Raw genomic sequence first — 19,912 nt, 5'->3', positions numbered from 1 at the left:
GTCTCAAAGGTAGGGTGCGCACTGCGCACCTTACTACAAACGATTAAGGACTTGCATTCTTTTCAAGACTATTACCCACAAACCTAAACTGCGAAAGTCTCAAAGGTAGGGTGCGCACTGCGCACCTTACTACAAACGATTAAGGACTTGCATTCCTTACTAAGAACTGCACTAAAAGCCTTAGTCCAAACGTTTAATGTCCGCTTCCTGATATTTTTCAAGAAGGCCACTCTCCAGCATCAACCTCGGCCAAACTAACAAGAAAAACCCCATCCAAGCCAATAAAGGAATCGCGACTAAAACAGTTATCCAAACAGTTTTTAATAAAAACCAACTACCGCTAATCAGACTCGTACCCGTTAAAAGAATCGACCAAGGTTGACACCACCAAGGTTTGTAATACCAAGGACTAATAGCTTTTTTTTCAGAAACAGATTTCATATTTGCAGTAATTTTGTAGAGATAATGATCGGGCTAGCTAGAGCGAAGGATTTTAAACATTCATCACCTCTTCTGCTGTCAGGGTTAATTCGGGGAAAGTCCGCGACACAATTCGTTCGCTGCCTTTAAACGCAGTTATTTGATAGTTGCCCTCTGCATCCAACAGGTGGACAAATACAGTGGGAACTTTGGGATTTCCCAAAAATTGCCTGCTGCCAATTGCTAAATAATCGACAATCCAATACTCAGGAACTCCGAGGCGCCGATACTCGTCCAATTTGTCTATATAATCGTCCTCCCAATTTGTTGATGTTACTTCCACTGCTAGTTGGATGGGTTCTCGTAAGGCAGAATAAGCCGAACGGTTCGATCGCCACAAATCGCGATCGATTACGCTGACATCCGGTCTCCGCCCTTGTTCGATGCCGGCTTTAGTTACAGTTCTGATAACGGCTGTAGAGTTGACTACATAATTCAAATTCAGTCGCCGGATTTCATCATTGAAGCCAAATAAGAGGAAATTAGCAACATCATCATGATTTCTTGTGGAATTCATCTCTACAATTTTTCCATTTACCAGTTCATAGAGTCCATCTTCTGGACATTCTACAAGGAATTGGTCAAAGGTTAATTTATGTGTGACTGTTGCAATCATAAGATTTATCCTTATTTTGCAGTAATACTATTAGTCTATATTACCACAGGTCGGAAGAAATTTGTTTTTTTGACAAGCTAATTTCAAAGGTGGTACCCGCCCCGTGATTTATCCGTGGAATCAATCGAAAGCATCTCAAATCTAAAATCCTCAAGCCCCCCAATTGATCCGTGGGGTCAATCGAAAATCTAAAATCGAAAATCTAAAATCGAATGACGGCAGACATCCAATTTTCAAATCTAAAATATACAATCAAAAATCTCAAATCGATTCACGTAAATGGTAAAATGCGATCGCCCTAGCAATTTGCACTTAATTTTGTTACTGACTTGATACAGTAAAGTAATAAACCTAGAAATCGAGCCACTCCCAGGTCAACCCCGAACCATGAGACTAGACGAAGCCGTAGAATTTGCCGAAAACCCAGAGCCGCGCTGTCCCTGCGTCCTCCTGCTGGACACCTCCGGCTCCATGCAAGGCGCACCCATAGATGCCTTGAATGAGGGGCTGGAAATTTTTAGGAATGACCTCATTAAAGACGAACTAGCTAAAAAGCGAGTCGAAGTCGCGATTATTTCATTTGACAATCATATCAAAGTCGTGCAAGACTTCGTGACCGCCGACCAGTTCGAGACGCCACTGCTGACAGCTCAAGGACAAACCCACATGGGCGCTGGCATTCAGCTAGCATTAGATACGATTGCGGCCCGCAAATCCGAATACCGCAACAACGGCATTACCTACTACCGCCCGTGGGTATTTATGATTACTGACGGCGAACCTCAAGGCGAATCCGACGATGTTGTGGAAATAGCAGCACAGCGGATTAAAGAGGAAGAAACTAACAAGCGCGTGGCATTTTTTGCAGTCGGAGTGGAAGGTGCTAATATCCCCCGTCTCGCGCAAATTGTCGATCGCACGCCTGTAAAATTGAAAGGATTAGACTTTAGAGAGATGTTCATCTGGCTGTCGGCTAGTATGCAGAGAGTTTCTCACTCAAAAATTGATGAACAAGTAGCGCTGCCGCCACCCGGATGGGGAACTGTTTAGGTATTAGTCATGGGTCATTAGTCATTAGTAAGTGACTAGCGGTAAGGTGCGCAGTGCGCACCCTACATTAAGCGTAGGTAAGGTGCGCACCCTACATTAAGCGTAGGTAAGGTGCGCACTGCGCACCCTACATAATTAGGGATAAATAAACCAGTCCTGAAGTTGCATAGTTTTGAATTTACGAAGTTTTGAGTTAAAGAGTTATTAATGGAGAATTCATCCTTCAATTGGCAAGTTGTAGCGGCATCGGTGATAGGTACCAGCCACGAAAAAAGATCGCAGCCTTGTCAAGATGCTCACTGCTGGCGTCTCTTGCCAAACGGTGTTTTAGCGGCAGCGGTTGCCGATGGTGCTGGTTCGGCAGCACTCGCAGAAATTGGGGCAAAAATTGCTGTAGAAGCGGTTGTCGAAACGATTTGCCAGCAACAGGAAAGGCTGCCTCAAAATGACGATGAATGGCAGGTATTCTTGACAGCATCACTGCAAGTTGCGCGGGCGCAGGTGGAAGCAGAAGCGGCTGTGCGGGAAGTGGCGCCGAGAGATTTAGCCTGCACTTTAATTGCGGTTGTTGCTACGCCGGAATTAATCGCAGTTGCTCAAATCGGCGATGGTGCGGCGGTAGCAGGTGATAGTGCAGGAAATGCGATCGCCCTGACTGTACCTCCCTGCGGCGAATACATCAACGAAACTATCTTTTTGATTTCGCCGAATGCGATAGAAACAGCGCAATTTCAGGTACTGCGGAAACAACTGCGGCACTTGGCTGTTTTTTCCGACGGCTTGCAAATGCTAGCGCTCAAAATCCCGGAAGGCACGCCGCACGGGCCGTTTTTTGCGCCTTTGTTTCGGTTTTCTGGCGAGTGGAAAGAAGAGGAAGATGCGAAACAGCAGTTAGAGTCATTTTTGCGATCGCCCCGCGTTTCCGAACGCACCGATGATGATTTAACATTATTGTTAGCAACTTTTTCGAGTTCCGAGGCACAGGACAATTAAAAATAGACATTTTGCCAAAGCCAACACCCATCTGCGTGAATTGGCGTTGATCTGCGGTTAAAAATTTCCGATTCTGAATTTTGCAACAAGTCTAATGCGTTCAACCTAATCAGCGGTGAAAATTTGGCGCGGTTCTATAATAAAATCGAGGTGTCAACAATTCTGCTTTAGTTTGTACAGTAGGTCGTCGTTTGCAAGCACAAGAGATTAAGGATAAGCTCAACTCCCTAATTAGCGCAGCAGATCCAATAGATCCGAGTTTGGCGAGAAGATTGGATGAAATCAATCGCTGGGTGAAAGATGTTAAACCCGGTTCGCTAACGGCTAAAAAATTTGTGATGGCTTTTTTGCTACAGCTTATCCGAGATTCTCAGGTTTGGCTGGCCGTTCAATCTCTACCTTCGGAAAGAGAACAGCAAGCCGCGTTTGAGTTAATGACTCCGGGGGAAAGGTATTGGTACAGCTATCTGTTTCCTAAATGGCTGAGCGAAAACGATCGCAAATTTTACATCTGGAAACAAAAACTCAAGGCCGGCAAATTCGATCCGGGAGATGATATCGTGATTCGTGCGATCGCAGCCCGAATTGTCGATCGCCAAGGCACTGTTTTGTATCGATATGTTGCAGATCTTTCTATGGCAACCGATTCGATCGTTAGCAGCCGCCAACAGCAGCCACTCTGCATTCAAGTCACAACTCTTTCGGATGAATTCTCTGAACAAAAATATCAGAATTGGCAACAAACTCTTCAAGATTGGGGGATTGACAGAGGATTATTTTTAAGTTATGATAAAAACGATGCAAATTTCCTGAACCAGTTAGTTAACATTGCATTATATAATAGTGATAATTTGCCCGCAGGTCGTTACCTCAAGTTCCCGTAAATCAAGCATATCTGCTGCTGAGAATAGTTCGACTGCTCAAAACTCGGTGAAAAAAAAATTTGACTAACTCACATATTGCATAATTCTCGACAATGCCAAAAACCTAACCCCCAGCCTGCTTCTGGAAAAGGGAAAACAGACCAAGATTTTTCTTCCCCTTTTCTGTCTCCGGGAGGAGTTGGCCAGACACTGGCAAGAGGTGCTTGATACGAAGGCTAAGCAATGGGAACATTTACCGCAGCAATCAATCGGGTGAAATAACTAGCAATTAGCTATAAATTGAATTGAGATTTGATTTAATTGCGGTGAAATTGTTGAAAATAAAATCAAATTACATCAAAATCAAATACTATGACAGTACAAGGTACACACACCGTTGAAAATAACTTGCAGAAAGTCTGGGAAGAACTGGAAGCAGCCAGAAAAATGCAGGATGAATGGATGAATAACGGGGTAGATTTTGTAGATTTGTATGTGGAAGATGCGGGCGGTGATTGGCTGGAAAAGTGGGGTAAATGTGAAGAAGAATTAGAGCGAATTAAACATAATGTAGATATTGAAGCAGTCAAAGCAGCGATCGATATTCCCAGCTTTCAGCAGACAAAACTGCTGGAAATCGCCCTGAATTGCCGTTACTCTAGCAGCTATTACTCGGATCGTCCCGAGGAGTCTCCCGCTTGGCAAGAGGTTAAGTACAAACGGCTGTCACTCTTAGGGGGAGCGATTTTGGGTGCTGTTGTTACCGATTACCTGTATCGCGAATATCCAGAACTTGATCCAGATGCTATCTCAACCTTAAAAGCTAGTTTAGCAGATCCGAAAAAACTGGCGGAATTTGCACAAAATTTGAAGTTAAACCAACTCGATTGGCGCGTCTGGAATCGGAAAGAAACAGACGAAAGCGAGTACAATAGATTGCTTTCGGAGACTTTTGAGGCCTTGTTTGGCGCGATTTACTTGGAGTTTAATCGCGATTTTTTCCGTGGGGGAAACTGGCTGATTCAGCACTTGATTGAACCAATTGTTAGCCAGCAGGGGGATTTAACTCAGCGGCGACAAATAGGGCCAGAAAACGAGCTGAAACGTCGGGAAATCCTGGGCGCGGATATTTTAGAGGCGATCGCAATCGACTATTTGTACAACCGCTTTCCCGAACGCAACGCCAGCCAGCTAACTCGCTGGAAAAATATGTTAGTGGCTAAAAAGATTTTTCCCAAAGACTTTAAGGCAAAATTAGGCAGTCATTACCTAGAGTTGGAGAGCAATTTCTCGCGTACCCGCGACTGGTTGGTGGATAACTTTATTAAAAGCGCAGTTGACGAACTGCTAGAGGAAAGCGACACTCAACCCGAATATGTGATTGACAGTGCGAACCCGGAATCGCTGCCAGAATTGGTCAGCCGAATTACTGACAAAAAGTGGAAAAATGAATTTGTGAGAGTTGTCAGCATTTTGCAACCTGCTGACGAACTTTTGCTGCTGATGCAACAAAAACTTGACAGCATGGTGGCTAAAGATGAAACTTTGCAGCAGTTGCTAATCTGGGCAAATCACAAGTCTCAGTTAGTGCAAAGGAATTTAAAACCAGTCGAAATTCGCGCTTTTTATGTGGCCTTAGTTTGCGTACTCGATTTGGCTTTTACTCGCGTCCTCGATCCGAGTCTGAAGTTTGATAGATCGAAAGTTTGTAAGTTACGGAGTTGTTTGGCAAAGGCTGGCAAAAATGTAGAATTTGCCGATGTTAACGAGTCTCTGAAATTGGCTTTTGATAATGATGTGGCGGGTATTTTGGTTCGCCTCTTGGCGTTGGATATTGAACCCGAACTTAAACAACTGCTGGTACAATTTCAGACTGAGATGCCTGATTTGCCAAACTGGAAAAAGTGGCGCCAAGAGTGCGGTGGCTGTTGGTTGGCAAAATTCAAAACTGCGATCGGCTACAATCGACACTTTCACCCCCAACAGAAAACTTTGCTGAAACAGTATTACTATGCCCACAACTTGCTGGTGGAATGCCTCAACAGCGATAATTGTCAGGTGACACCGGCCGTCAGACAAAAAATTGAGGATAAAATGTTGTTATTGTCGGTGGATTTGAAGCTGGTTCATATTTAATTTTGATAGCGCGGACGGGCGGGATGCCCATCCCACTAACAGAAACACGCTTTTTGGTGAAAAACCCCGTCTCTCCTCACCGGTGCCTAAGTCAGAACAAAGGTAAGATTTAATGGGCAAGTCAAATTTATTGAGTCCTGGCTTCCAAATCCTGTATCCCATAACGGAATTCTATGCAGTTGCAGCGCCAATTTAGCGGACAACTGATTGCGATCGACACCAAAACCGCGATCGCCAGTGGGGGTGAAGGTCGCATCTACCCGATCGCCCAAGACTCGTCCCTTGTAGCAAAAATCTACCACAAACCGACAGACGAAGACGGCGATAAACTCACAGTCATGTTCAGTATGCCGCCGGATGCGCCGATCGCGGAACCCGGGCACGCTTCCATTGCTTGGCCGATCGATTTGCTGCATACTGTCGGCGGGCGAGAAAAAATTGTCGGTTTTGTGATGCCGCGCGTCAACAAAGTGATGCCGGTACACACTTTCTACACTCCCAAAACCAGGCGCGAACAAAAACCGCTATTTAGCTATCTTTACCTCCACCGTACCGCCAGAAATCTCGCCTCGGCTGTAAATGCCCTCCACGTCAGGGGTTACGTCATCGGCGACGTAAACGAGTCGAACATTCTCGTGACGGATACGGCGTTGGTAACGTTGGTAGACACGGATTCGTTTCAAGTCCGCGATCCTTATACGGGTTATGTTTATCGGTGTCCCGTGGGGAAACCTGAGTTTACGCCGCCGGAGTTGCAAGGGCAGACTTTCCGCGATATCGATCGATCTCCAGAGCACGATTTGTTCGGTTTAGCGGTATTAATTTTTCAATTGCTGATGGAAGGTACGCATCCGTTTTCGGGAGTTTATCTCGGTAGCGATGAACCGCCGTCTTTGGAAGCGAGAATTCGATCGGGCCATTTCCCTACAGGTACGAAGCGGATTCCCTACCGCCCGATGCCGGCTGCGCCTCCTTTTGAGATGCTGCATCCGCGACTGCGGCAGATGTTTATCCGCTGTTTTGAGGAAGGGCACGGCAATCCTGCAGCGCGCCCGGATGCGAAAACTTGGGTGAATGCGATTCGGGAAGCGGAAGATGCTTTAGTTACTTGCAGCAGAAATAGTCAGCATAAATACGGAAATCATCTCAGTCGCTGCCCTTGGTGCGATCGGGCAAAACTCCTGAAAGGGCGCGACCCGTTTCCTTCGCGGCAAGCAGTCAGCAACGGATTGCACTTGCAGCCCGCGAAAATCAAGCGTAAAAAGCCCCAACCACCGCCTGTCGTGGCCCAGCCCGCAATGCGCCGACAACAGCCCTCCACGGGGCTGTCGCGCCCCCTCGGCCAGTACGCAGTGCCGTTGCTACCGATGCCGATGTCTTCTCGGAGTCGGACTCCTGCGCCTCAGCTTCCCGCGGGCAAGTTTGAGCGCATTTTTCAGGATGCTGCTTGGGGAGGTGTTTGGGGTAGTTTGTGTTTGGCTGCGATCGGGGGAATTTATTCGGTAATAGCTGAGGGCGGCAGTGCTATTTTGGGGGCGATGTTTGTTGGTACGATTTGGGGCTGTTTTTTTGGGGTGATGTGGGGGGTTTTTACTTTGCCGCCGAATCAGATTTGGCGAAAGTGGGGCGGAGTTTTGGTGGGGGCGTCTTGGGGGGCTTTTTTGTTGGCGGCGATCGGCGGTGCGGTGTTTGGGGCGATTAATAGCACTCCGGGGATCGGGGAGAGGATTTTGGCTGGGGCGGCGGTTGGTGCTGTCTGGGGCTGTGTTTGGGCAACTTTTCAGCCTCCTCTGGCGCTGCCGGTGGGGAGGGTGTGGGGCCGGCGGGGAGGGTATTTGGGGGCGGTCTGGGGGTCGTTTTTGGGGACTCTGGCTGGTGTTTTGTTGGGGGCGGGGTTGGTGGTTTGGCAGCAATACGGTGTCCAGATGCGGCCGGTCAATGAGTTTGCGGGTTTGCTGCTGGGTGTGGCGATCGTGGCGGCTGGTGTGGGTTCTATTGGGGGTGTGGTTTCTGGGAGTTTGTTGGGTTTTTGCGGGTTTGCGCCGAAGTTGCCGATTTCGTTTCAGCCTTCGGGTGTAAGTGGTGGGAGTTTGGGGGCGATTTGGGGCAGTTTTTTGGGGACTTTTGCGGGTGCTGTGTTGGGGGCGGGGGTGTCTGCGATGTTTCCGGCTGTTAGCGCTGGGGTGCCGATGGAGTTGGGGCCTGTGGCGGGGGCGATCGTCGGGGCTGGTTTGGGGGCGATTTGGGGGGTGGTTTCGGGTACTGTTTGGGGGGCTTTGGGGAAGTGGTGATCGGGTTGATGTCTGTTTTTGGGTGGAAAATGCGTCTATGCGTAGGTGTAAAAATCGAGGTGTTAAATTTTGGGGCTATAATGTAGATCCTGTAAGGGTTAGAGGCAGTTCAAGCAATAAGATGGCAGACGCAATCGCTGCAATCTATGCAGGATAAGGGTTTGAGGGCTGTGTGAAAAGTTGGGTATTGACAAGTCGAAGGCTGAAATGGTAGTTTTGTTTTAGCTAGACGCAACTGAACCTTGAAAACCAAATACAGCAAAGCTTCTGGAACGGGCAGCCGCAATTAACCTAACTCCCTATCAGGGATTGAAACTCATAATACAATATTTTATTAAATCAATAAAGCCGCAATTAACCTAACTCCCTATCAGGGATTGAAACAAAAGTTGCCGTGTCAAGTTTTAACGACAATGCAGAGTCGCCGCAATTAACCTAACTCCCTATCAGGGATTGAAACACAGTTGCCCCTATTCCGGTGAACACTGCACTGAGCCGCAATTAACCTAACTCCCTATCAGGGATTGAAACGAAATTGGGCGGCTACTTAACGGCAATTGGAAGATTCGAGCCGCAATTAACCTAACTCCCTATCAGGGATTGAAACAAGATGCAGGTACTCTCGCGCTGAGGTTAGCGCCGCAATTAACCTAACTCCCTATCAGGGATTGAAACGAAACAGTGCCACTCAATGAAAACAATAAATCAGGTGGCCGCAATTAACCTAACTCCCTATCAGGGATTGAAACTAGCAATTGTCTTACAGTTGCCCTGGAGGTTACCTAAAGCCGCAATTAACCTAACTCCCTATCAGGGATTGAAACCGCCCCATACTCTTTACACCTGGCTTGCAAAACGTCGCGCCGCAATTAACCTAACTCCCTATCAGGGATTGAAACTTTGAAGAAGTTTTTGCTCATTAGCCACTCGCGCCGCAATTAACCTAACTCCCTATCAGGGATTGAAACTGCTTTGATCCAATATTTCCTGACCCGACAACAGGTGCCGCAATTAACCTAACTCCCTATCAGGGATTGAAACGAATGGTGATTGATTTTGGATGGCTTCTTCAAAGTCTAGCCGCAATTAACCTAACTCCCTATCAGGGATTGAAACAAGGTCGGGGCTATCTCCGGTAATTTCCTCCCAAGCCGCAATTAACCTAACTCCCTATCAGGGATTGAAACACATTATCGCGGTCAAGGGTTACGACAAACGCGGCTGCCGCAATTAACCTAACTCCCTATCAGGGATTGAAACTGCAACTTAAATTTGGCATTTTCAACTATTTTATGCCGCAATTAACCTAACTCCCTATCAGGGATTGAAACTTGTGTTCTAGCTGTGCAGCAGTGTAGGTATACAGCCGCAATTAACCTAACTCCCTATCAGGGATTGAAACATGGCAACCCACCAAATGCTCGAAAATCGGGATGTAGCCGCAATTAACCTAACTCCCTATCAGGGATTGAAACCCGTAACGCAGCCTTCCCCCGTAATTATCCAACTAGCCGCAATTAACCTAACTCCCTATCAGGGATTGAAACCAATCCCGTGGAGGTGTACGAGCGACAATTGAGCCGCAATTAACCTAACTCCCTATCAGGGATTGAAACTTAATTATTTTATACCTATTTTATATAATTGAGTGCCAGCCGCAATTAACCTAACTCCCTATCAGGGATTGAAACCAGTAGTTTATGCTGCTGCAAGATACCGTATCAGGGGCCGCAATTAACCTAACTCCCTATCAGGGATTGAAACAGCGCCTTGATTTCTTCTTTAGAAGAATGATCCAGCCGCAATTAACCTAACTCCCTATCAGGGATTGAAACCGGTGCCCGGTGGCTGGTTTGCCCGCTGCGGTGCTGGCTGGCCGCAATTAACCTAACTCCCTATCAGGGATTGAAACTACATTAGGTTGGCTAATCGGTACGAAGACGATCGCCGCAATTAACCTAACTCCCTATCAGGGATTGAAACGCATTTTGATTGTTTATCGTTAGATTGTTCTGAATGCCGCAATTAACCTAACTCCCTATCAGGGATTGAAACTTTGTACTTTAATAGGAGGTAAAAAGTGGGCAGAGCCGCAATTAACCTAACTCCCTATCAGGGATTGAAACAAAGTCTGTTGATTGAGGCTTCATCAGAAATAAAGCCGCAATTAACCTAACTCCCTATCAGGGATTGAAACGCGATCGACTGTTATTGGCTGTAACTTAACTTTGCCGCAATTAACCTAACTCCCTATCAGGGATTGAAACTTTATCCCAAATCAAACTCCTTTAGCTTCTATTCCGCCGCAATTAACCTAACTCCCTATCAGGGATTGAAACTCTAGAGGAAATTTACAAAAAACCCAAACCTGATGCCGCAATTAACCTAACTCCCTATCAGGGATTGAAACCTAATAATTTGAGGGCAATCACGCCTTCCATAGCGCCGCAATTAACCTAACTCCCTATCAGGGATTGAAACAAGATGTTGATTGGTGTACTTGCTGGGAGGCTTTAAGCCGCAATTAACCTAACTCCCTATCAGGGATTGAAACTGGCGTCGCCGCCTTGAAAACACTTATGACTCTCTGCCGCAATTAACCTAACTCCCTATCAGGGATTGAAACATAATAAGGTTGCCTCTTTGAGGTGCTTCTTTAGCCGCAATTAACCTAACTCCCTATCAGGGATTGAAACGAAAGCGTACTTTGGCAAACTTACAAAGACTGGGCCGCAATTAACCTAACTCCCTATCAGGGATTGAAACGTGGATGCAAAATGCTCAAATCTTAGCAAGCGATAGCCGCAATTAACCTAACTCCCTATCAGGGATTGAAACCAAAAATCGAAGTGGCCGACTTGTGTAACGAACTCAGGAGACTTGTCAAAAATTATAGGATGACTGTGACAGAAGCTGAGATAATTCTAGAAATTTTGGAGGGAGACCGATGAAACTAACTGCCGATACCCAAGTAACCGAATTCTCTTTAAGCCTAGATTTACAAGAGATTCAACTCTTGATGCTTGCACTCAACTGGGCAGTGGACAAATCTGAAGAAAAGCAGGGCGCGCAAACCACGCCCCTCAAAGCTTTGGAAAGAACGTTGAGAATCGAATATCACGAACTTTTAGAGCAGCACAACCTTTTAGAGCAGCTAAAGGAGCGGATTTCTGACGATGCGACCTCACGCGAGGATTTAAAGAAATTCATTCCTCCCGATAGCCACCCCACCTCCTAAGAGATTCTGAATTATTGGCTTTTTAGAGAGGATTGAGGAGTAACCCGACGCACCCATCGGGAAATTAGGAATAGTCCCCGGCTTATCCCGGGGATTTACTGGGCAGCTTGGCCGCAATTAACCTAACTCCCTATCAGGGATTGAAACAAAGTTTTAATTAATGTTATCGGAGCTAGGATATAATGGCCGCAATTAACCTAACTCCCTATCAGAGATTGAAACGTATAAAAGAGCAAAATACAAATTAAGCCACCATAAACCTAAATTTCATCTTCACTTAAGATGACAGTGACAATTCGGCTTTTCAATCAAAGACTCAACCAAAGCATTCAAAGCAACCGCCGCCAACAACCCGCCGCCAAAAGTTCCCACAGTCGTAATATAAGCAACGCCCGATCGCACTAACCGCCGTTTCGCCACCGGAGAATGACTAAAACCGATCGGCATTCCAATTACCAAAGCCGGTTGCAGTTGCCCACACTCGATCGCCTCGCAAACCGCCATCAGTACAGACGGCGCATATCCTATCACCAATATACATCCCTTTTCGAGTTTCAACAACTTTTCAAACCACTCACCCTGCTGCCAGAATTCCTGTTCCGCTTCCGCCGCAGCATTGATGTGCGGGTCATCAATTAAAGTTGCAATACTTGTTCCCAAATGCGCCAATCTAGTCCCATCCAAAGCCGCAAAAACAGGCGGCACATCAGCCACAATTTGACACTGATTTTTCAAAGCTTCCCGCGCCGATTTAATCGCCGTTGCGCTCAACTTCACAAACGGCAGCAGCGAACAATCACCGCAGGCTAACACCAGTTTTGAAAGCAAGTCTACCTCAATTTCCGAGCGATCGGGCAAATCCGGCAATAACTGCTGCAACGACTCCCCAAAATCCTCCGGGTGAGTGTGCGCCCCCGCATCCCAACCCTCCCAAAATTGTTCCAACTCATCCAACCCCCCCTCAGTTTCCGCCTGCAACAGCCTTAATTGCGCCAATGCGTCCGCTTGCACCGCTTGACAGGAAATATCCCGTCCCAGCAATCCTTCCAGCGCCGAAGCCGTTTCTCGGAGGCGAACAATTTGCTGAATAACCGACAGATATTGCCGTTGCAGAGTCGCCATCAGCGCGTCAGGGGAAGCATCCGCGTCTGTTTCTAATAGTTTGCGGATGTGAGACAGTTGAAAGCCTTGCTGCTTGAGTGCCACTATTCTTTGCAGTCTTTGCACATCGCTGCGGGTGTACAGTCTATAGTTGGAGGTCGATCGTACCGCCGGAGATAGCAGCCCCAAAGCGTGATAATGCCGCACCATCCGAGGGGTAATTGTGCCTTTTACCGCTTCTGTAAGTTGTTTGATTGTCAGGTATTCTTGCATTGGATTTTTTAACCGCAGATATGGGCGGATAAACGCGGATGGACGCAGATGGGTATGGATGGTTATTGAGTTTTGTAATTTTGTTTGGTTTCACTCTTGACATTGACATTAATGTCAAGGTTTAGGCTACAGGAGTCATTCTACCAAATCAAATTTCCCCAATGACTGCCAATTCCCTCCCCATTTCTCGCCTCTGGCGCCTCGCCGAAGAACATCCAGATGCTGTGACTGCCGCCCTGTGCGGAATTCTAGTAATCTTGGGTTCGCTAGCCCTGCAATTCGGCTGGCTGGGCGTAGCCGTGTTAATCTTACCCGCGGCTTATGTTATCGGTGGCTATTCCAGTACCCGCGAAGGCTTAACTACGCTTTTTCAAGAACGCGAATTAGATGTAGATTTGTTAATGATTGTCGCTGCTTTGGGCGCGGCCGGTTTGGGGCTGTGGCGGCAAGAATATCATTTAATTGTTGACGGTGCGGTGTTGATTTTAATCTTTGCAATTAGCGGCGCGCTGGAAGGTTATGCTATGCAGCGGACTGAACGCAGCATCCGCAGTTTGATGAGTTTGACTGCGGATACTGCTAGGGTGGTAATGTACGGTGGGGAACGGTTCGTTGCGATCGACAAATTGGAAATTGGCGATTGCATTTTAGTCAAGCCCGGAGAAATCATCCCCACAGATGCGATAATTATTGAAGGTTACAGTGCGATCGATCAAGCCTCGATTACCGGCGAATCGATGCCCGTGGAAAAAACCAGGGGCGATGAAGTCTATGCAGGTACAATTAACGGTGTCGGCGCGCTGAAACTCGAAGTGCATAAAACTCCAGAAAGCAGCTTGATTCAGCGAGTGATTCGGCTGGTTCAAGAAGCGCAAACCGCAGCGCCGCCTTCTCAAATGTTTGTGGAAAAATTCGAGCGCGGTTATGCCAAATTAATTGTCGGTGTAGGCTTGCTGCTGGCAACTTTGCCGCCCTTTGTTTTGGGCTGGAATTGGGAAGAGACAATCTATCGGGCGCTGATTTTCCTAGTAGTCGCATCCCCCTGCGCGCTGATGGCTTCGATTATGCCGGCGCTGCTTTCGGGAATTGCTAATGGGGCGAGACAGGGAATTTTGTTTAAAAGTGGCGCGCAATTAGAGATGATGGGTAAAGTCAGGGCGATCGCCTTTGACAAAACTGGAACTCTCACCACGGGAAAACCTGAAGTTATCCAAATTGTACCAGCAGCCGGATATACTGAAACAGAAGTTCTGCAATTGGCAGCAGCTTTGGAAGCTCATTCTGAACACGCGATCGCCTCTTCAATAGTCAGCGCCGCCCAGCAGCAACAGTTACAATTGTCAACCGCTACCGACGTACAAGCAAAAATAGGTCAAGGAATTGTCGGCAAAGTCAACAATCAAATTATTGCCATTGGTAAAGCCGATTTTGTCGAAGCAACTTCCGAATTGACTCAAATCAGCCAGCAGTTGCAAGCCGAAGGTAAAACAGTTGTTTGGGTAGCAAAGGGGGAGCAGCTTTTGGGAATCATTGCAGTAGCAGATACCATCCGCCTCGAAGCAGCAGCAACGGTAAAACGCTTGCAAAAATTAGGCGTAGAACATATAATTATGCTAACCGGCGACAACCAGCAAACAGCTCAACACATCGCCCGTCAATTAGGCATCAAAGAAGTGTACGCCGAACTTTTGCCAGAAGACAAAGTGCAGGCAATTAAACAACTGCAAACCCAGTATCAAACTGTAGCAATGGTCGGAGACGGCATCAACGACGCGCCCGCCCTCGCTCAAGCTTCCGTGGGCATTGCAATGGGTGTTTCCGGCAGCGATGTTGCATTAGAAACTGCTGATATCGTATTAATGGCAGATAAGTTAGAGCAACTAACTAAAGCAATTAGTTTAGGCCGCCGCGCTCAAAATGTTGTCAAACAAAATATTGTTTTTGCACTGAGTTGTATTGTGCTGTTGTTGGCGGCTAATTTTTTCGGAAATATCACCATGCCTTTAGGCGTCATCGGTCACGAAGGCTCTACAGTAATAGTAACCTTAAGCGGTTTGCGCCTCCTGAGAAATTAATTAGATTACTCGTTACCAGGCAGAGCCTGGTAACGCATATCCAGAGGTTCTACCTCCTTTTTCCCAAGCGAATTTGTAGGGGCGGGTTCACCAACCATTTATGAAACTGACAGACAATTTCATAAACCCGCCTTCCGCGATTGTTTATATGAACCTTTGATCGATAAATTTTTGGTACATTTTTATTGTTTGTGGGGGAGGGCGGGTTTATTATATTATTCGTTTTTATCGTGAATTGTTGGCGAACCCGCCCCTACAGATTCGGTACTGTTTAGGACGCATTAAGACTCGAAAAAACCAGGTTTCTGGCTATCGGCGACTCAAAGTGATTTACAAAAATACTTAATAATTAACACTAATTAATGAATTAGTGTCGCAGTTTAAGTTTAAACTAAGAACAGCGCAAAATAAAAGTTTTCACATTCACAAGGGAAGAAATGGGAGAAACCGGCAAACACAAGTTTTTTTCCTGAATTATCATCTTCTCCTTCCCCTTCCCCTTCACTTTGTCTTGGAGGCAAAGATATGAACGAAAAAGTCATTGGGGCCACGCGGAACGTTGCAATTGTTGGCCCTTATTTAAGCGGTAAAACCGCACTGCTCGAAAGTTTGCTGTCGGTGACAGGGGCAATTACTCGCAAAGGAAATGCCAAGGATAGCAATACAATAGGTGATAGTTCGCCGGAAGCGCGCGATCGCCAAATGAGCGTAGAAGTAAACGCCGCCACCGCTGAATATCAAGGCGTCCGCTTCACATTTCTCGACTGTCCGGGCTCGGTAGAATTTGCCCAAGAAACTTACAATGCGCTGATTGGTGTGGATGCGGCGATAATTGTTTGCGAACCAGTTGCCGATCGCACTTTAACCCTCGCACCCCTGTTTAAATTCCTCGACGATTGGGAAATTCCCCACTTAGTTTTCATCAACAAGATCGATCGAGCTTGCACAGACGAAACCACTTGCGGCAGCAACTTCACCGAGGTGCTCGAGGCGCTCAAATCCGTTTCCACTAGACCGATCGTACCTCACCAATATCCGATCGGCAAAAACGAACAAATCATCGGTTTTATCGACTTAGTAACCGAACAAGCTTACCACTACCATCCGGGCGCCGCCGCAGATCCCGTCCCGCTTCCAGAACACCTCAAAGCACAAGAAAGCGCAGCGCGGCAGCAAATGCTCGAAGAATTGGCGAATTTTGACGACCATTTACTCGAAGAATTGCTAGAAGAAATCAATCCCGACGTTGAAGAAATTACCCGCGATTTAAAGATGGAATTAGGCGCAGATTTAATTGTGCCAGTATTCATCGGCATCGCCGAACAAGATTTCGGCGTGCGGCCTCTGCTGGAAGCTTTGCTGAGGGAAGCGCCGACACCCGAAACTACAGCCGATCGCCGCGGCATTATACAAAGTGAAAACAAAGTTCTGGCTCAAATCCTCAAAACCTATTACACACCACAAGGAGGCAAGCTATCGTTAGTGAGAATGTGGCGGGGAACGCTGGCAGACGGAGCAAATTTGAACGGCGTTCGAGTTAACGGTTTGTACCGCTTAACCGGCCAGCAAACGCAAAGTTTGCAATCCGTCAGCGCGGGGGAAATTGTGGCTTTGGGAAGGCTAGAAGGCTTGAAAACAGGCGATGTGCTGGGTTCGGACGAATTATTGCCAAAAGCCGAAATCATCCCCCCTGTCTACGCACTGGCGATCGTCCCAGAAAAGCGCAACGATGAAGTTAAGCTGAGCTCCGCTTTAGCTAAATTGCTAGAAGAAGACCCATCTTTAGTCTGGGAACAGCACGGCGACACTCACGAAATTATACTTTGGGGTCAAGGCGAAATCCACCTGAAAGTAGCCTTAGACAGGTTGCGCCGCAAGTATAATTTGCCGATGGTAACTCACTTACCGCAAGTGCCGTACAAAGAAACCATCCGCAAACCTGCATCTTCCATCCACGGGCGCTACAAACACCAAAGCGGCGGACACGGACAGTTTGGCGACGTGTACCTCGACATTCAACCGCAGCCACGAGGAGAAGGCTTCACCTTTAGCGACAAAATAGTCGGTGGCGTCGTCCCAAAACAGTACATTCCCGGCGTGGAAGTGGGAGTGCGCGAGTATTTGGATCGCGGCCCGCTGGGTTTCCCCGTGGTAGACGTAGCGGTGACGCTGACGAACGGTTCCTACCATTCTGTGGACAGTTCCGAACAAGCTTTCAAGCAAGCGGCGCGTTTGGCGATGCAGGAGGGAATGGCGAAGTGCGAACCGGCATTGCTGGAGCCGATCGCCAAAGTTGAAATTTGCGCTCCGAACGAGTGTACATCAAAGGTGTTGCAGTTGGTCAGCGGACACCGCGGCCAAATTCTCGGCTACGAAGGTAAAAAAGGCTGGAAGGGATGGGATGCAGTTTCTGCTTATTTGCCGATCGCAGAAATGCAGAATTTGATCGTAGAATTGCGATCGCAGACAATGGGAGTCGGATTTTTTAATTGGGAGTTCGATCGATTGCAAGAAGTGCCGGAACCTTTAGCTAAGCGGGTTTTGCTAACGACTGGCGGCAATGGAAACAGCAACGGTAAAAATTAAGCTGTAGTGGCGGGTTTCACCAACCACCTTGACAATAATGCAAAGGATAAATAATAAACCCGCCCTCGCCCCACGGCAAATCTGAATGTACTTTGCGATTTACCGTTGGGTGGGGACAGGTTTTTGAGATTGTTTGTTTCAGGCGATTATGGTTGGTAAAACCCGCCACTACGATCGCACAAATTATACGATCGCGAATCAACGAGACATGATATTAGAGAACTCGATAATTCATCAGTGTATCCGTGTCAAAATCCGTGTCGTGCCTTCTTCCTTACCCTAAAAAGAAATAATCAAGTAACCATTCAGGAACTTAGCACCAGTAACAGACTTCCCAGTCAGCGCCGGAGGCAGCAAAATATTGCGCCGCTGATCGCCCGCTTCGATCGTCACTTCCGGCCCCGATTGAATCAATTTAATTTCTTTCTTGTCAAACCCAGGCAAAAACAAACTAACTTGACGCTGTGCAATGTTTATGTTAATCGGTTTAGGAGCTTTTGCGGCCTCAGAAAAATCTGGCAAAGCATCAATTAGCGGCTGCCAATTATTGTCACTGTGCGCCGGAACCGAAACAGCCGTCAAAGGATCAAAATCGGCAGTAATAGCTTCTGTAACCGCTGCTTGATTGACAATGACACCGCCCACAGTCAAGCCAACTTGTTGAGAGCTTCCCCAAAGATAGCGGGCAGTTGCGATCGCACTTGCATCCCCAGTCGTCACCAAAAAAGCCGCCGTGCGGTTCGGATCTGCCAGCGCTTCCTTACCCTTATCCAACAGATTATCGACTTGCTTAGTAGATTGAAAAGCATTGTCTCCCGACATATCCACAGTCAACACGGTACTGACAACCGGTTGAATAAAAGGCGACAAAGCTTTACCTAAATCCGAATCTACCAAAGCTTGGCGGAACCTGCGGATGTACCAACTCAGAATTTCCGGCATTCCCAGCATCCGCAGCGTATCCATGCCGCCATTGCCGTCATACACAATTACATCGTATTGTTTGCTGTCGTCGTATTCCCGAAGTTCGTTCAACGCCAGCGCGCTGTCCATTCCCGGTAATACTCCTAACTCTTGACCGTAAATCTGCTTGAAAAAGGGAGTGCGGACATATTGAGCTTCTAGTTGTTTAATTTCGTCCCACCTGCGTTCTACCAGCGGCGCGCTTTGCACCTGAACTGCTTTGAGGTTGGGGGCGATTTCCTGGGGGCTGAGAGTCAGAGGAACCCCTAGCAGAATACCCAATGCAGGGCCCGGATCTTGGCCGAGCAGCAGAACTCGCTTGCCTTGAGCCGCGTATTTTTTAGCTGTTGCGATCGCGATCGTACTGCGGCCAGTGCCGCCTTTGCCCAAAAATGTCAAAATCAAAGCCATTTTCTGTTCTCACTGCCAAAGCTTACTCTTTAACATTTAAGCGCAACCTTCAGCCAGAGTGGGGGAGGGTGGAGAGTGGAGGAAGAGGAGAGTCGGCGAGTGGGAGAGTGGGAGAGGGGAAGAATTGGGAAAATTTTTCCTCTTCCTTCTTCCATCGGACTGACATCCGTTACATCCGTTACAGAATCCGTTGCCGAACTTCCTTCTTCCTTCTACATCTGTTAAACGGGTTCTAGCTCATCTTCAAAAAACCAAGTCGCAAAACCGTCAAACTTGACAACCACGCCTACTCCGCTACCGTCAACCATTTTGAATCCGTCAACAGTGCCTACTGGATTCTCCTTTATCTTGCCCACTATATTTGCAGGTATCCGATCTCTGAGACGGCGCACCTTCACTCTCTGACCTACTTCTATTGCCACTGAAATTGTTCTCCTGCTCTATATAACCTATATACAACCGTTTATTTTACAGTTTGGCGTCTACTTCGGAACAGCAACACCCGCAGGCGATCGCTCACTATGATTTTCCATCGAAATTTCCACCAACTTTCCCTAAAAGACGGTATTCTAGTCGGAGTTAGTCGATCGTCTACCCGGATTCGCTTGGGTTTGCCTCATCAGCTTCCACAGCGGCAAGCTCAACTTCCAGAGTCTCGCGCACCACGGAGATAATTACTTTTTATCCCTTCGCAAAAACAATCTTTTTATTAATTGCCACCACTACAGGATTTATTTCCAATTAGTCATCCTTCCGGCAGAAGCCAAAAGACATTCAGAAGCAGTAATTAATTTTAGGTTTGCTATATATAAATCTTGTATTTCTAACGTTGACAT

General features: G+C 47.2%; 13 protein-coding genes and 1 CRISPR repeat array. Of the genes, 8 read left to right on the top strand and 5 right to left on the bottom strand.

Going from position 1 to position 19,912, the window contains the following annotated elements:
* Window positions 1-180 precede the first annotated feature (180 nt).
* Both QUB77_RS13410 and QUB77_RS13405 read right to left on the bottom strand, forming a co-directional pair.
* The gene (locus QUB77_RS13410; RefSeq protein ID WP_333173515.1) at window positions 181-441 is read right to left on the bottom strand and encodes a DUF6737 family protein; all 261 of its coding nucleotides are present in this window, start codon (window positions 439-441) and stop codon (window positions 181-183) included.
* Window positions 442-493: 52 nt separating this feature from the next.
* Window positions 494-1,096 carry a Uma2 family endonuclease gene (locus QUB77_RS13405; RefSeq protein ID WP_333173512.1) on the bottom strand — a complete coding sequence of 201 codons (603 nt, stop codon included), beginning with the start codon at window positions 1,094-1,096 and terminating at the stop codon, window positions 494-496.
* Window positions 1,097-1,483: 387 nt separating this feature from the next.
* On the opposite strand from QUB77_RS13405, the gene QUB77_RS13400 reads away from it, so the two are divergent.
* The 6 genes from QUB77_RS13400 to QUB77_RS13375 all read left to right on the top strand — a co-directional run bounded on the left by QUB77_RS13400 (window position 1,484) and on the right by QUB77_RS13375 (window position 11,667).
* Window positions 1,484-2,146, top strand: a complete 663-nt coding sequence (locus QUB77_RS13400; RefSeq protein ID WP_333149424.1) for a VWA domain-containing protein — start codon at window positions 1,484-1,486, stop codon at window positions 2,144-2,146.
* Between the two features lie 207 nt (window positions 2,147-2,353).
* Entirely contained in the window at window positions 2,354-3,139 is a 786-nt protein-coding gene (locus QUB77_RS13395) for a PP2C family serine/threonine-protein phosphatase (RefSeq protein WP_333173510.1), read from the top strand.
* Window positions 3,140-3,330: 191 nt separating this feature from the next.
* Complete coding sequence (locus QUB77_RS13390; protein WP_333073944.1) at window positions 3,331-4,023, top strand: hypothetical protein; 693 nt, start codon at window positions 3,331-3,333, stop codon at window positions 4,021-4,023.
* A 351-nt stretch (window positions 4,024-4,374) separates the two neighbouring features.
* The gene (locus tag QUB77_RS13385) at window positions 4,375-6,138 is read left to right on the top strand and encodes a ribonuclease III domain-containing protein (RefSeq protein ID WP_333173507.1); all 1,764 of its coding nucleotides are present in this window, start codon (window positions 4,375-4,377) and stop codon (window positions 6,136-6,138) included.
* Window positions 6,139-6,311: 173 nt separating this feature from the next.
* The gene (locus tag QUB77_RS13380; RefSeq protein ID WP_333173503.1) at window positions 6,312-8,429 is read left to right on the top strand and encodes a DNA-binding protein; all 2,118 of its coding nucleotides are present in this window, start codon (window positions 6,312-6,314) and stop codon (window positions 8,427-8,429) included.
* A 279-nt stretch (window positions 8,430-8,708) separates the two neighbouring features.
* Window positions 8,709-11,267: a CRISPR direct-repeat array (repeat unit 37 nt; unit sequence GCCGCAATTAACCTAACTCCCTATCAGGGATTGAAAC).
* 109 nt (window positions 11,268-11,376) lie between these two features.
* A complete protein-coding gene (locus QUB77_RS13375) occupies window positions 11,377-11,667 on the top strand; it encodes a hypothetical protein (RefSeq protein WP_333173500.1) in 291 nt (96 codons plus the stop codon).
* A gap of 273 nt (window positions 11,668-11,940) precedes the next feature.
* Here the strand turns inward: QUB77_RS13375 and QUB77_RS13370 are convergent, their stop codons facing one another.
* A complete protein-coding gene (locus QUB77_RS13370) occupies window positions 11,941-13,041 on the bottom strand; it encodes a precorrin-8X methylmutase (RefSeq protein ID WP_333173496.1) in 1,101 nt (366 codons plus the stop codon).
* 161 nt (window positions 13,042-13,202) lie between these two features.
* Between QUB77_RS13370 and QUB77_RS13365 the strand changes: the two genes are divergently transcribed.
* Both QUB77_RS13365 and QUB77_RS13360 read left to right on the top strand, forming a co-directional pair.
* Window positions 13,203-15,116, top strand: a complete 1,914-nt coding sequence (locus tag QUB77_RS13365; RefSeq protein WP_333173493.1) for a heavy metal translocating P-type ATPase — start codon at window positions 13,203-13,205, stop codon at window positions 15,114-15,116.
* A gap of 525 nt (window positions 15,117-15,641) precedes the next feature.
* Window positions 15,642-17,702 (top strand): elongation factor G, encoded by a 2,061-nt coding sequence (locus QUB77_RS13360; protein WP_333173491.1) that lies wholly within the window; start codon window positions 15,642-15,644, stop codon window positions 17,700-17,702.
* A 279-nt stretch (window positions 17,703-17,981) separates the two neighbouring features.
* Here the strand turns inward: QUB77_RS13360 and QUB77_RS13355 are convergent, their stop codons facing one another.
* Both QUB77_RS13355 and petP read right to left on the bottom strand, forming a co-directional pair.
* Window positions 17,982-19,076, bottom strand: a complete 1,095-nt coding sequence (locus tag QUB77_RS13355) for a Get3/ArsA fold putative tail anchor-mediating ATPase NosAFP (protein ID WP_333173489.1) — start codon at window positions 19,074-19,076, stop codon at window positions 17,982-17,984.
* A gap of 221 nt (window positions 19,077-19,297) precedes the next feature.
* A complete protein-coding gene (petP, locus tag QUB77_RS13350; RefSeq protein ID WP_333070922.1) occupies window positions 19,298-19,498 on the bottom strand; it encodes a cytochrome b6f subunit PetP in 201 nt (66 codons plus the stop codon).
* Between the last annotated feature and the right edge of the window lie 414 nt (window positions 19,499-19,912).

Source organism: Microcoleus sp. AT9b-C3 (genome assembly GCF_036705485.1).
In the GTDB taxonomy this organism is placed as follows: Bacteria; Cyanobacteriota; Cyanobacteriia; order Cyanobacteriales; family Microcoleaceae; genus Microcoleus.
The sequence above is the reverse complement of the archived record's forward strand: the minus strand, read 5'-3'. Positions and strand labels throughout refer to the sequence as shown.